Annotated in this window: 14 protein-coding genes; 7 read left to right on the forward strand and 7 right to left on the reverse strand. The window is 26.9% G+C overall.

Features of this window, described 5'->3' with window-relative positions:
• Nucleotides 1-188: 188 nt before the first annotated feature.
• Nucleotides 189-3,155 (forward strand): lysylphosphatidylglycerol synthase domain-containing protein, encoded by a 2,967-nt coding sequence (locus JXZ90_RS02305; protein ID WP_205848167.1) that lies wholly within the window; start codon nt 189-191, stop codon nt 3,153-3,155.
• A gap of 30 nt (nt 3,156-3,185) precedes the next feature.
• On the opposite strand, the gene JXZ90_RS02310 is transcribed toward JXZ90_RS02305, so the two are convergent.
• The 3 genes from JXZ90_RS02310 to rpoE all read right to left on the reverse strand — a co-directional run bounded on the left by JXZ90_RS02310 (nt 3,186) and on the right by rpoE (nt 4,952).
• On the reverse strand, nt 3,186-3,680 hold the full coding sequence (locus JXZ90_RS02310; RefSeq protein WP_205848168.1) for a thermonuclease family protein: 495 nt from the start codon (nt 3,678-3,680) through the stop codon (nt 3,186-3,188).
• A 142-nt stretch (nt 3,681-3,822) separates the two neighbouring features.
• Nucleotides 3,823-4,689 carry a class II fructose-1,6-bisphosphate aldolase gene (gene fba / locus JXZ90_RS02315; RefSeq protein WP_205848169.1) on the reverse strand — a complete coding sequence of 289 codons (867 nt, stop codon included), beginning with the start codon at nt 4,687-4,689 and terminating at the stop codon, nt 3,823-3,825.
• The gene (gene rpoE / locus JXZ90_RS02320) at nt 4,689-4,952 is read right to left on the reverse strand and encodes a DNA-directed RNA polymerase subunit delta (RefSeq protein WP_205848170.1); all 264 of its coding nucleotides are present in this window, start codon (nt 4,950-4,952) and stop codon (nt 4,689-4,691) included. Before rpoE ends, fba begins: the two co-directional genes overlap by 1 nt.
• A 110-nt stretch (nt 4,953-5,062) precedes the next feature.
• Here rpoE and JXZ90_RS02325 point away from each other — a divergent pair, with 110 nt between their 5' ends.
• The 6 genes from JXZ90_RS02325 to JXZ90_RS02350 all read left to right on the forward strand — a co-directional run bounded on the left by JXZ90_RS02325 (nt 5,063) and on the right by JXZ90_RS02350 (nt 9,570).
• A complete protein-coding gene (locus tag JXZ90_RS02325) occupies nt 5,063-5,587 on the forward strand; it encodes a tRNA (cytidine(34)-2'-O)-methyltransferase (RefSeq protein ID WP_205848171.1) in 525 nt (174 codons plus the stop codon).
• A complete protein-coding gene (locus JXZ90_RS02330) occupies nt 5,580-6,308 on the forward strand; it encodes an RNA methyltransferase (RefSeq protein WP_205848172.1) in 729 nt (242 codons plus the stop codon). The genes JXZ90_RS02325 and JXZ90_RS02330 overlap by 8 nt, the downstream gene beginning before the upstream one ends.
• A 2-nt stretch (nt 6,309-6,310) precedes the next feature.
• Nucleotides 6,311-6,550 carry an MAG0865 family DivIVA-related protein gene (locus JXZ90_RS02335; RefSeq protein WP_205848173.1) on the forward strand — a complete coding sequence of 80 codons (240 nt, stop codon included), beginning with the start codon at nt 6,311-6,313 and terminating at the stop codon, nt 6,548-6,550.
• 2 nt (nt 6,551-6,552) lie between these two features.
• Nucleotides 6,553-7,398 (forward strand): ribosome biogenesis GTPase YlqF, encoded by an 846-nt coding sequence (gene ylqF, locus JXZ90_RS02340; protein ID WP_205848174.1) that lies wholly within the window; start codon nt 6,553-6,555, stop codon nt 7,396-7,398.
• Nucleotides 7,399-7,528: 130 nt separating this feature from the next.
• Entirely contained in the window at nt 7,529-8,365 is an 837-nt protein-coding gene (locus JXZ90_RS02345) for an ABC transporter ATP-binding protein (RefSeq protein WP_205848175.1), read from the forward strand.
• Between the two features lie 17 nt (nt 8,366-8,382).
• Entirely contained in the window at nt 8,383-9,570 is a 1,188-nt protein-coding gene (locus JXZ90_RS02350) for a hypothetical protein (RefSeq protein WP_205848176.1), read from the forward strand.
• A gap of 52 nt (nt 9,571-9,622) precedes the next feature.
• Here the strand turns inward: JXZ90_RS02350 and JXZ90_RS02355 are convergent, their stop codons facing one another.
• The 4 genes from JXZ90_RS02355 to JXZ90_RS02370 all read right to left on the reverse strand — a co-directional run bounded on the left by JXZ90_RS02355 (nt 9,623) and on the right by JXZ90_RS02370 (nt 13,501).
• A complete protein-coding gene (locus JXZ90_RS02355) occupies nt 9,623-10,747 on the reverse strand; it encodes a DUF2179 domain-containing protein (RefSeq protein WP_205848177.1) in 1,125 nt (374 codons plus the stop codon).
• A 92-nt stretch (nt 10,748-10,839) separates the two neighbouring features.
• Nucleotides 10,840-11,115, reverse strand: coding sequence for a hypothetical protein (locus JXZ90_RS02360; protein WP_205848178.1), 276 nt, complete (start codon nt 11,113-11,115; stop codon nt 10,840-10,842).
• A gap of 2 nt (nt 11,116-11,117) precedes the next feature.
• Nucleotides 11,118-12,827 carry a hypothetical protein gene (locus JXZ90_RS02365; protein WP_205848179.1) on the reverse strand — a complete coding sequence of 570 codons (1,710 nt, stop codon included), beginning with the start codon at nt 12,825-12,827 and terminating at the stop codon, nt 11,118-11,120.
• On the reverse strand, nt 12,821-13,501 hold the full coding sequence (locus tag JXZ90_RS02370; RefSeq protein ID WP_205848180.1) for a hypothetical protein: 681 nt from the start codon (nt 13,499-13,501) through the stop codon (nt 12,821-12,823). The genes JXZ90_RS02365 and JXZ90_RS02370 overlap by 7 nt, the downstream gene beginning before the upstream one ends.
• Nucleotides 13,502-14,326: the final 825 nt, after the last annotated feature.

Below are 14,326 nucleotides of genomic sequence, written 5' to 3' on the forward strand. Positions count from 1 at the left end.
CTCCTAAATAAAGTTACATATAAAAAGAATGATTTAAATTTCATTCAAAATTTTAACACTAAAAAATTACAATTAAAATTTGAAATAGTCTCTATAAATGAGTGAACAAAATATATTGTATATTTTTAATGTATAATTTAATATTTAATAAAGTATTATTTCTATTAATATTAATTATTAGGAGAAAAATGAGTATTAATCCGATATTTACAAAGTGAAAAAAGAAGCCAGTATCTGATAGAACATTTATGAATAAGATGTTTAATTTAGATAGTACAAAGCAAGTAAAAGAAATTAATAACTTTTTTAGTGAGCAACTAAAATTTATAGGAAATAAAATAATTGCATCACTTGGAGTTGGTACTAACTTGTTAAATGAATATACAATAACTGCTCTAGGATATTCATTCTGTGAAGTATTTAATGAATCTTTTTTAGATAGAGGCAAGAAATCTATTTTTATATCTAATGATGAATCTTTCCACGGAATCTTATATTCAAACATTTTGGCTCGTGTGTTCAGTGAAAAAGGATTTGAAAATATTGTTTTTGGCAACTCAGCAGAAACTCCCAAAGTTCTTAAAAAACTTGCAGTTCAAGAAAATAATTCAACTGTTTGTATTTCAATAAATCATTATAAAAATCAAAAAAATGTAATGCAAATAAGTTTTGATTGAGGGGACGGATCTCCATTTGACATTACCGAAATGATTAAAATTGGTACAAAACTTAATTTTATGAATTATCTAACAATAGATATTCCTGAAGAATGTATTAGTTTTAAATATGACCATAGCTATAAAAAATATACTAGTGTTCTTTATGAAAAATACAAAAAGACGCTAGTTACAAATAGACAATCAATAAAAAATGCTAATCAATTTGCTGTATCAATTTCAAGAAAGTCAACAGTTAAATTTTATGATTTATTATTTAAACAACTTAACATAAATGCTACTCTACATGAAAATAAGAAAAAAAGTTGACATGATGTTACAAATCAAAATCTTTTTAAATCAACTCATTTAAACTCTTTAATTAAAAAACCTATTGCTAATTTTTTAATTGATGAAGAAGGTGAGGGATTAAACTTAAATATTAAACATAATAAAACATATAAATATTTTAAAGTCGATGAACTTGCTGCATTGTATCTTAACTTTTTACTGGAAGATGATGAATGCTTTCAAAAACAAGATCTAAACAAATACTATATTGGAAAATCTGTTGACTTAGGTTCATTAACTAAAAAAATAGCTCTATCACACAATATCTCTGTTGAAGAATTTATTGAAACTGAACATCTTTGAACTATTGATAAAAAAACAGATAAAAATCTTCTTTTGGGATATACAAGCGATAGCAAATTTGCTACCTCTAGAAATTTATTTAAAGGTTATGATTCAACAATATTTATGCTTGAAGTTATGAGGATGATTAATTTTTATTTAAGTCAAGGTAAAACTCTATATGATAAATTAATAGAAATTAATAGCAAATACAATAAACATTTTTGAACAACCAAATCATTTGATTTAGGCAGTGATAAAATAAATAATTTCTTTTCTCATGTTCTTAAATTAGATTCTTTTAATGGTCATAAAGTTGTCAACCGTAAAGAATACAAAATAAACTCTCTATTTTCTAGCCAAATACTTATTAAAATTTTCTTTGAAAAGGGTGAAAGTTTAATAATTAATTACTCAGTAGTAGATGAAACTATTAATGTATCATGCGAAACTATTGATTATAGTAAAACTGAAGAAGAAAAAATAGCAAATGTTGTTAGAGAAAAAGAAATTTTTGAAAGTGTTTTTGAACTTAAAGAAGACATAAGAACTAAAAAAATAAATTTTTGAAATGTTTTGAAATATCTGTCATTTATAGGAATTCTTATAGCAACTCTTATCTTCTTGCTATATTCAATATATAACATAGATAGTAAGGGTCATATTGGTAAAGCTAACATCTCCACTACATTTAGGCATATTGGAATTGCAATATATCATAGTACTGGAACACAATTTGCTTTTGCTTTTCTATTTATATCTGTTTTTTTAGAGTCTGCAGTAAGCGCTTTAATCTTTAAAAGACTTTTACAAATTCAAGGCCAAAAGGTAAAATACTCACAATTATTAATGGGTAGTTTTATCGGTGTGTTTGTACAAAATATTACTCCTAAGTCCATCGGTGGAGATATTGCTACCTATTGATATTTGAGAAGAAAAGGAATTAAAAGAGCTCCTTTATTATCAGCCGTTATAATGAACACATTCTTATGGCAGCTGACTAATGTCTTGTTAATTTGTGTTTTTGTACCAATCGGTATTGCTTTTTATTGGGATAACTTTTTTGTTGGCCAAATCAATAATGGAATAGTTGTTACTTTTATAGTCACAACAATAATAGGTTTAGTTTTAGATTCTGGCCTTGTTATTTTATTCTTGGTAATTGCGATGAATACAAAAATTCAAAAATGATTCATAAACATAATTATTTGATTCTTAGAATGAATGCCATTTGTACATTTATATGATGTTGATGCAAAAAAAGCGAAATATCAATATGAGTTCTATCAAATAAAAACTAACTCAAAACAAATAATTCATAAGTGGTACTACTTAATAGAATTATTATTCTATAAAGTTGCTCTTTGAATGTTAAGTCCAATAGCTATATTTGCTTATGCGTCCGAAGTTATTCAACCAAATTTAAGGGGCGGATGATACTTTAATATTGTGCTCTCAGGCATACTAGTACGAAGTGCAAACGCAATCTCTATACTTCCTGGAGGTATGGGAACATCAGACTTATTTAGTACAGAAATTTATAAATCGATATTATTGGGCGGTGTCTTAGAAAGTGTAGATGATTTAAGCACACCACAAGAGCGTGCCGCAATACTTTCTTCAATTAAAACACTAGGTACAAGAATTATTCCAACATTAATTTCTGGCCTATACTTATTACTTGTATTTATTGGTGAAAAAAGAGAAGATTTATATAAATCAAAAAGAAAAAACATGCAACTTATTCAAAATGAGACCATTTCCTTGAATGTAAAAACACAATCAGCATTTTATAAGATCGCAATCCCTTTAACAACAATTATAATTTTTATAGGAACAATTGTTTTTTTATCAACAAGTATTTAATACTTAAAAACACTATATTCTAGTGTTTTTTTACTTTTTGTGAAAAACATCTTGAATCGGTTCCTTTCAAAAACCTCTTAAATGTGATTGTGCATCAATTTCAATTTTATTTATTTCTTTGTAATATTTAACTAATTGAGAATCATTAACTCAATATTTATTTTTATCTGTCCAAATTGAAATATACTTTACTCTAGCGAGACCACGCTTTACAAGTTCTTTTGCTAAATCTAATTTACCTATTTTTACTATGCAAACTAATCTATTGTATTTATCAGTGGTTATATATTGAAGATTTAACTCTTTTTTTCTTGTAATATTAGTCAAAAAAGTTTTTGCTTTTTGAGCATAATAATTTTCTAAAGAAGCTAAAGATTTGTAATTATTATTTTTATAGGTTTCTGGAGTGTCAATACCAAAAATTCTTATTCTTTGTTTCTTGCCAGAAAATATACAATCAAGAGTATCACCATCAATTATCCTAAAAGGTCACTCAATTGAAAATTGACTTTTAAAAGCATGCATTGTATTATCGTTGCACGAAGAGCAAATGATCGGAAAACCAGTGCTTAAGAGTAATAAAGATTTAAAATAAAAACTCATTTTTTTCATAATACTTGTTTGCTTTTTATTAGTCAAAAATCAAAAAAAAGAAAAAAAATAAGGACTAAGCCTTATTTTGTGAACCGCATTCCAATATTTTTTGTTCAACAATATCACACATAGCGTCAAATCCAGGTTTTAAGAACTTTCTTGGATCAAAGTTTTTGCCTTTTAAATCTTCTCCGCTTTCAATATATTGTCTAATCGCTTTGTGATTTGCTTGTTGCAATTCAGTATTAATATTGATTTTTGAAATACCTAAACTAATAGCTTTTGATATTTGTTCTTTAGGAATACCGCTGCCGCCGTGTAAAACAAGACCAATATTGGTTGCTTCCTTTATTTCTTTTAATTTATCAAAATCTAGGGATTTTCATGACTTAGGATAAGGACCATGAATGTTCCCTATTCCAGCCGCTAAAAAATCAATTCCTAACTTCGCCATTTCAATAGCTTCCAAACGATCTGCCAGCTCACCTGGAGTTACATCATTGTCACTTGTTGAAGAACCTATAGTTCCAATTTCGGCTTCGACACTTACATTCTTTTTTTTAGCTGCTTTAACAACTTCCTTTGTTAATTTGATATTTTCTAAGAACGGAAAATGAGAACCATCAAACATAACGGATGTATAACCCACTTCAATCGCTTTTAAACATGCTTCAAATGATCCGTGATCTAAATGTAATGCAACAGGCACTGTAATATTTAAATCTTCCATCATACCACTGACCATACCATAAACCGTTTTAAAACCAGTCATGTATTTTATTGCACCTTCACTAGTTCCAAGAATTAATGGTGAATTTAATTTTTGTGCAGTTATTAGTGCCGCTTTAGTCCATTCAAGGTTATTAATATTGATATGTGGCACAGCATATTGATTTTCAAATGCTTTTGTAACCATATCTTTTGCGTTTACCAATTTCATTATTGAATAAATCCTTCTCTTGCTGTTCAATTGTTATTTCCGTCGCCTTTAAAACGAGAATCGACAGTTAATAAACGATATGTTTCTCCTATTTTGTTTACTCTAATTTCTTCATAGCTTAAATCTCTATCATTAGCTTCTTTTTCTCATTTAGTTTTTAATTGACTTTCTACACTTTCGAAAATATCGTCAAATTTAACATACTCATATTGACTACAATTTTCTTGAATGTACTCAACTAATATATCTATAATTGTTTTCATAACACGCCTTTCTTAATGCTTGTTTATATATGTATACTATAATTTATTATTATTTGTAATTATATATTATGATTTTGATAATAATAAAAAATAACAATTTAGGAGAAACTATGCTTAATATTATTCTTTTTGAACCCGAAATACCGCCTAACACAGGAAATATAATTAGAACTTGTTTTGCTTTAGGAGCAAAATTGCACATTATTAAACCAATATCATTTGACCTTGACCCAAAATACTTATCTCGCCCCGCGGCTGGAAGATTACTTTCAGATATTCAACATGAAGTTCATAATTCTTATAAAGAATTTAATGAAAAATATAAAGATAAAAATATCTTTTATTTAACTAGGTATGGTTTGAAAACGTATACTGATGTTGACTTTAAAAGTGAATACAAGAAATCAAACGAAATATGGTTAATGTTTGGAAAAGAATCTACCGGAATTGATAAACCAATTTTGAAAAGCAAAATTGAAAATTGCTTAAGAATACCTATGGTTAGTGAAATGCGTTCAATCAATTTAGCTAATACCGTATCAATTGTTGGATTTGAAGTTATGAGACAACTTAATTGAGAAAATTTAAATAAATTTGAAACTCAAAAAGGAAAGGATTTTCTTTTACATGAATAAAAGAGAAATTTTATCAAGTGTAAATAACCCTAAAGTAAAAATATTGAAAAAAATATTGAAAAAAGGTGATGAAAATTATTTTCTTGTTGAAGGACATCACTTAGTTGAAGAGGCTACTAAAAACAACTTAATTAAGGAAATATATGAAGTTGAAAGCCAAAACAATTATCCTGATTCAATAAAAATCACGGATAAAGTTTTGAATGTAATCACAACAACCAAAACACCTGAAGGTGTAATTGGTTTATGCAAAAAGAAAATCAAAAGTGCTAATTTATCAGATAAGATTGTTTTTCTAGATAATGTTCAAGATCCCGGCAATGTTGGAACAATAATAAGAACATCCAGGTCATTTGGTTTTAATACTATCTATACTAATATCAATGTATATAATCCTAAAATACTAAGAGCAACTCAAGGCTCTTTATTTGAAATGGATATTAGAAAATATAATAATTCAATTGAAGAAGTAATTTTTTTAAAAAGCAAAGGTTACAAAATAATTGCAACAACATTAGATAAAGACAGCATTGAATTAAAAAAAGTCAACCAAAACCACAATAAAATTGTTCTTTTGTTAGGAAATGAAGGACAAGGCTTGTCGAAAGAAGTTCAAAATTTATCTGATATAAAAGTTTATATACCGATAGAATTTGAAAGTCTTAATGTAGCTGTAGCAGCTGGAATATGTCTTTACACACTAAAAAACGGAGAAGAATAAATATGACAAAAAAAATAAAAGAAAAAATATTAGATAAAAAAATTAATCTGGAATTCAATGGCTACTCAATTATTGAAGTAGACGCTTTATTAGAAGAAGTTTACAAAGAAATTATAGAATTAGAATCAAAAAATGAAATTCTTAGCGAAACGATTGAAAAACTAAAACTAGAAATACAAGAGAAGAAAATGGAGCTTAGTAAAAATAATTTTATTGCCGAAATGAAAGGCAGTCATAATTAATAATGAATTACAGTAAGACATTAATAAATTGATATCCCGGACATATGGCAAAAGGTATGAGAGAAATAAAAGAAAATTCCTCTTTATGCGATATTTTTATTATTGTTTTAGATGCTAGGTGTCCAATTAGCTCTTATAACGAAGATTTTGATAGTATTGAACCAAATAAACCTCGTTTATTTGTAATTACAAAATCTGATATGATGGATCAAACTAAAAAAAATTTAATACAGTCTAGATTTAAAAATGAAATATTGGTTTGAGCGAACCTAAAACAAAATAGCACAAGAAAATTAATACTAAAAAATATAAAAAAACTTAGTGCAAAAAAAGAACAACAGGACAAAGATAAGGGATTTATGTCATCTAAGATTAAAATCTTTGTGTTGGGTGTCCCAAATGCCGGAAAAAGTACATTGATCAATTTATTATCACAAAAAAAATCATTAAAAGTTGCGAATTATCCAGGTGTTACTAGAGGCAAACAATGAGTTAATGTTGATAACTATTATTTCATGGATACTCCAGGAATTTTATTGCCAAAGCTTGAGGATCAAGAAGCGGCAACAAAATTAGCAATGATAGGTTCTATTGATACTAAAAGCTTGCCGTTAAGATTTCTCGCAAATAGTTATTTAAATATATTTAATAAATACTATAATGAAAAAATTTTCAATGATTTAAAAATTCAATTACCAAATGAAGAAATAAATGAATATATGGCACATAACTTTTTTGCCCAGCTTTTTAAACTCCAAGGTTTTAAAGGCGATATTAACAATTTAAATCAAGCATATACATTTTTTATTAATTACATAAGAGAAGCATCAAATATAACATTAGATTAAATTTAGCTTTAATTTAATGTTTTTAATTAACTGTTTTATAACGAAATAAGTCATTTTAACTAATAACTATTATGAATAATCATCACTCAATATTTAAAAATAATATAATTAAATTATTAGGAGAATTATTATGAGAGAAAATGTAAAAGACGTTAGTGATACGATTGAAAAATTTGTTGAGAATCTAAATTTACACAATAAAAAAATAAAACAAAATAATGAAATTAAAAAGGTTAAATATTCAGGTTTAAAAAAGCTTATCGAGCTCAACAATTTAGTTAAAGAATATAAGATCAAAAAGCAAAAAATATCTGTTGTTAATAACCTAAGTTTTAATATTTACCAAGGGCAAAATGTTGCACTCTTAGGTGGAAATGGCGCAGGAAAGACAACCACAGTTGAAATGATTGTGGGTATTTTAAAACCTACTAGTGGCAAAATTACATATAACTTTAGTGATAGTTCAACAGCAACTAATGGAAGCTCTAAAATAGGTATCCAATTTCAAGATTCATCTTATCCACAAGGTCTTACAGTAAAAGATGTTATTAAGTCAGTGAATAAAATTTATGGCAATTTAACAAACGACAGAGAAATGGAGTTGCTCACAAAAATATTTGGAATTGATGAATTCATTAACAACAAAGCATCTTCATTGAGCGGCGGTCAACACCAAAGATTGAATGCTTTGCTGGCAATCGTAAATAAACCCGAACTATTAATATTAGATGAACTAAGTACAGGACTAGATATAAAAATAAAATCAAGATTAGTAAATTTCTTAAAGGAATTCATCAAAAAGACAAATAGCACTTTATTGCTTGTATCTCATGATATAAATGAAATTGAAACTCTTGCAGATAGAATTGTAATAATTGACAAAGGTGTGCTAATTTACGACAACACAATTGAAGAAACTAGAAAAAAATATGGCAATGTTTCAAAATGTCTTGAACATTTTATATAAGTTAATGGAGGCTTAAAATGAATAAAAAAATATCTCATTCAGAATTTGATTCTTTCAATGGAATTGTCCAACTGATTAACAAACACTTTTGAAAAGCTTTTGTTGGACCTTTCTTTGCATTTCTTTATCCTATTGTATTTGTGGCTGTTTTAGGAACTATTTTTAACTATGAAATGGTCTTAGCTGGCTCAATTTCAATAGGTCCTTTAGCTGTGGCTTGTGTTGCATTGCCAACAGCCATCTTTGAATTCAAGAAATCAACACTTCTTAAAAGAATTGGAACGACAAGTATTAAACCTATGACTTTTTTAAGTTACACAGCTAGTTTTTATTTTTTAATAATGATTGCTTCAGGGCTTTGAACAACGATTTTTTCGATGATGATTTTTGGAAAATATTGAAATACTGGTCGAATAATGTATTCTGTTGGAAACGTAGATATTAAAATAAATTCTTTAAAAGAAATTTTTGCCAAAATAGAATGAGCCGGTTATATATATAGTTTTATAGTTTTAACATTAGTAAGTACTGCCGTAGGACTATTTTTAGTTAGTATTTCAAAATCTATTTTAATGATTCAAGCTTTTGGAAGCTCATTATTAATATTCACAATGTTCTTGACAGGTCAAGTATTACCTCTTGCTCAAATTGCCAATGTTCAAAGCATGTGATATCTTTCTTATCTAACACCATTTAAAAGTGCAATAGTGCAAAACACAATGTCCTTTAATGGATTAGGAAAATTAAGCAATGAGTACACATTAAATAATCTTGAGATTGATGGATCTAGTGCAATTTACAATCTTAATGAAATCAAATACTACATAAGCAATATTGATAAGGGCATAAAAACTCCAGAAAAAGTAGTTGGGTATTTATCTTTACAGTATTCAAAGTATAATATTTTTGACATTAATAAAACTTACTATGCTGTTGATGGTTTATCAACAGTTCAACCAGCTATTGTTAAAGTTAGCGAATTAGAAAAAGTTAATTCTGAATTAAAGCCATTAGAAAGTGTATTAATTAAAATGCCGGAATTCAAGAACTCATACATTCAACTAACAGCAGGGAGCATCGGAAATAAATCTCTAGTACAAATCGGAAATAGTATAGAAAATTCACTAAATTTTGCTCTACCATATCTATGAATAGTAACTTTATTCTTAATTTCTATGAAATCATTTACATGAAATATTAGATAAAAAATAAAAGAAAATTGGCACTTTGCCAATTTTTATTTATCAATTTAAATAATTATTTAGAAACAAATAAGTATCCTTCAACTTTTTTTAACGCTGATGCAGTAATAAAAGCATTAGGGTCAACCTCTCTTATTATTTCGAATAATTTCGGAGCATCCATAAATAAACAAATAACAATTATTGACTTTTGTTCTTGTTTTGAATATCCACCAAGAACTGTATTAATGCTTGAAGTAAATTTATGAGATTTTAAAGAGTTAATTTTATTAACTATTGCTTCTGTTTGTGAAGACATAACTTCAACTCTTACCATCTTAAATTTAGGGAACAATGTTGATAATAACCATCCATTAAATAAAACCATAAATAAACCTGCAATAAATGAAGGTGAAAAATATTTTTGCACACTTCAACCTTTAACACTTAAATATCATTCATTATTTATTTTGCTTGAAATATTAATACTTTCATGCAATCCTCCGGGTAAATATGTACCAAGGAAAAATGCAATAATAAATGAACCTAAATGAAGAAACATTAAAATAATTCCAACATCTTTATATTTTTTTTGCGATAAGTATACGCTTAACATATCAAAACCACCAGAACTGCTGTTAATCATTAATAAAAGCGCGGTACAAACCGCTTGGATAAGTCCTCAAATAAATGCATAAATAAATACTGCAAATACACCGAATTCTGGATTATCTTGGTGTCCTATTTTGCCAAATAACAATCAAGTATCGCTTGATGGAATATTACTTATGATAAAACCCGCCACAGAACCAGCAATCATAAAAACTACTGTTAATATTGCAAATCTTTGATTAATTTTTTTATATGACAAAATAAATAATGGAATGTTTACTAAAACATTTAAACCTCAAAAAATTAAGTTATAAATAAACTTACTTCAAAATCCATAAGGTGAAATAAAATAATATGTTAGCCTAGCAACAGATTGACATAGGGCAGCAATTCCCATTTCATATAGACCGGTAATTTGAACAAACAAGAATTGCGTAAGTCCCATAAAAATTCCTATTAGAACTGTAAAAAGTACTTGATATTTAAAATTTTTAACTCTGTGCATTGAGCTAAAGCGAAATAGAGATTGCTTAATTTTAACTCTTTGTATTTCAACAGTGTTAGTTTTATTTTTTTTGTTTTCTTTCATAATATTTAATTATAAATAATAACTTATTTATAAAAATAACAAATTACAAAAAGCCCACAATTTTATAGTGGGCTTTACCAAACATGAGCTTATTAATTATTGTATTTTTTAACAAAACTATCGAAAAGTTGAACAATGAAATCTAGTGCTGCTAGCTCTTTTTGTTTGTTTTTCGCAGCATCAGTGACTTCTAAGTTTAATTTATTTTCGCCACTATTAACTAATTCAATTAAAAATTTATTAATGTTTTGTTTATTTCAGTCAGTAGTATCGTTTAAATCGACTTTTATATCTGCCTTCTTAGATATTGAATTTTTAATTGTGATATAGCTTGTATTTGGTGTTGTTTCAAAATCTATTGTAATCATAACTATTCTCCTTTATTTGCTTTTTTTAATTTTTGATTAATTATTTGTTGCCTTTTATTTAAAGCATCAGTTCCACCCTCTAGATAGAATGATTCAGCTATATCATTTAGTCCATTATTTTTAATAATCTCATTTATAACAAACTTATTATCTAGCTTTTCATTAAAAATATTTGTTGTAATTGAAGTGCCTTCTAGTAAAGTTCCAATGTTTGAATTATGTGTAACAATAAATAATTGAGTGTTAGGAAGACTTTTTTGAGCTTTTAATAAAGGCACTATCTTCTCATAAACTGTTCTATTGTCTAAATTATCCTCTATTTGGTCTAGTAGCAAATAATTTCCATTTCTTCGATTTGGCAGAGATTTAATTGTGTTTGTAATTCCAAATAAAGTTTTTTCACCCATAGACATATCTCGATACTTTTTATCTCCAGCATAGACATCAATGTGATCTTTAATAATTGACTTAATTATTTCAACTGATCTTTCTCTAGTAAAAGGTGCATAATTTTGCTTTGATTGAGCTCCTATAAAAAAATCTTTCATAGTTTTAGTTTTATTATTTGAAGAAACAAAATATTTAATAATTTCATTTTTTTCGTCTTCATCTAAAACAAATTCACTAATTTTATATTTTAAATTTACTTGGTCACTTTCTTTAGACTGAATGGATCAATCAAGTTTAATATCTTCTTCCATTAATTTATTGTGCGCTTTTTTAACTTCAATAAGTGCAGAAGCCATATTTTCAAAATAACTTTCAATCTTGTAAAGTTCTCTCTTAAATTTGTTTTCGTAAGAGTCTTTACTAATTATGTCTTTTTTAATTTTTTCAAATTCAATAGCAAAGCAAGACAAGGCTCTATTTTTCTTTTTTAAATCATTAGAAATGAATTTATATTCATCAATCAATTCAGAATTCGTTTTTTTCAACTTTTCTAACAAATTATTTAAATTAACAATTGAATCATTTGAAACGAGTTCTAATTCATTATCTTTAAAATGGTTTAATGACTTAAGTTGAGCAAGTGTTAATTCATTAGATTGAATAATAAGACTTAAATCCGAAATAGATTTTTCTAAATCCTTTAGTTTAGCATCAAGTTCTTCAGTTAGACTATCATTCCTATAATCTAAATTATGAAGGTTTTCTGTAAGTTTATCTTTTTTTATGTTTTCGTCTATTTTAAAAACTAAGTTAAAAGATATATCTCCGTCAGCAATTTCTGAATAATTTTTCATCGCTTTTTTAAGATTATCAAAATGAACTAAATCTTTAATTTTATCTTGTGCTGCTAATGTCTTTGCAAACATGATTGCAAATTGGTTTTTAGTTACCTCAACTTGTTCAGTTGAATCTAAAGAAATCTTTCTTTTATCATCTTGAGTTATGTAACCCGGTAAATCTTCTTGAATAAGACTAATCCCGTTTTCTATTGTTTGGTTCTTCGTTTCTTTATCATAGATGAAATCATAATCTGTAACTCTTTTTTTTAATTCATCCACTATAGCACCTTCAAGCTCTAGGTTTGCTGATTTATCTAACCATTGTTCATTGTTTTTATAGATTAATTTATTATCTATTGCTTGAGCAATAATTCTTAAAAGAGTGCTTTTCCCCGAACCTTTAGGTCCTAAAATAATATTCACTTTTTCAAGTGGAACTTCTTTTGTTTCGAATGCATTTCTAAAAATTATTTTTTTTAACATAATTTAATCCTTTCGATTTTATTTTGTTCTATGCCGTCTCTTATGCTATTAAAATTAGGTTCAGCTTCAACGTATGTTCCGTATTTAGAAAATTGCGGATATTTTCTTCATGTATGGGTATCACTAAAAGATACGACTGGTATATTGGGATTTTGTTTTAATATCTTTTTTTTATTAGAACTATTGAAATCCGTTACATCTAATGCATCAACTTGGGACATGTGAATGTCTTCTCAGGCCATATTATCTTTACCTTTACCGGCATGTGGAAAAACCATAAAGTTAAACTGATTAAAAACTTCAACAGCTTCTTTATAAGTATATTTATTGTTATTAAAACGGAAGTGTTTAGATGTAACTTCAACTAGTTGTTCAAGATCAGATTCTGGATCAAATACAAAAACCGCTTGTCCTATTGTCTTATCAAAACGTATCAAATTAACTTCTATTCCCGGAAAAAGAACTAAATCTATCCTATTATCTTGAATTATTTTTAACCTTTTTTTATAACTGTTTATGTAAAAATTATCATGATCTGAAAAACACGCGGCCTTTACATAATGTTTTTGTAATATCAATAGTTTTTCTTTATCTGATTCCTGAGATATATTGCTCCCTGTGTATTTTGAATCTTCAGAATGAACGTGAAGATCAATAAGTATTTTATTAGCCATTATATATAGACTCCATATTGTTGATAGTGAAATATAGCTTTGAAAAAGCATATGTATTTATTGATATGAATATTGTTTTTGGTCATTGAAGTGTCTGCATTTATTTGCATAACATATTTTTAATAATCTTGACTCGGCATTACTAGCTATGGTTTTATCTGAATAAAGCGTTTGCTTGAATGGCGATGTGGATTTATATTATCAATGATACACAATTAAATATGCATATCAATATTATTCTACCAATGAATATTAATACGCGTCAACAAAATTTGTTGATTTTTTTATATAAAACCTAAATTATCGAAATACAAAAAGATTAGCGATAATTGCTTAATTAAAAAATCTTAGTAATCATATTCATGAACATCATTGGGATTAATAGGTTTAAAGGTTACTTTAGTATCATAGACATTTTTTCGACCTTAAATTTACCCGCTATTTCAGTCAATGATAAACAAAAACCCATGATGAAGATAATGAAGCAAAACTTGATACTTTCATAAAAATAATTCAATTTTTAGAGTTACTTATTTCCATAGATTTTTCAACAAAGAAAAATAGACAAAAATATATCAAAAATATAAGTAAAGTTGAGCTACATATTAATGTTGCAGCAATAAAATTCTTTCTTATGGCTTTGATTTTATTAATAGAATGATAGATAAAAAAGCAACAATAATATTGGTAAGACCTATTGGCAAAAATGATATGACTTCGTAAATAAAAGGTAAATTTTTAAAAGTAATAAGATCTGCAATAAAAAAAAGGTTCATATTCAAGAAATAATAAGTAAAACAAACATCGTTATAGCTATCTTGTTAA

The sequence above is a fragment of the Mycoplasma sp. Mirounga ES2805-ORL genome (genome assembly GCF_017084445.1).
In the GTDB taxonomy this organism is placed as follows: domain Bacteria; phylum Bacillota_I; class Bacilli_A; order Mycoplasmatales; family Metamycoplasmataceae; genus Mycoplasmopsis.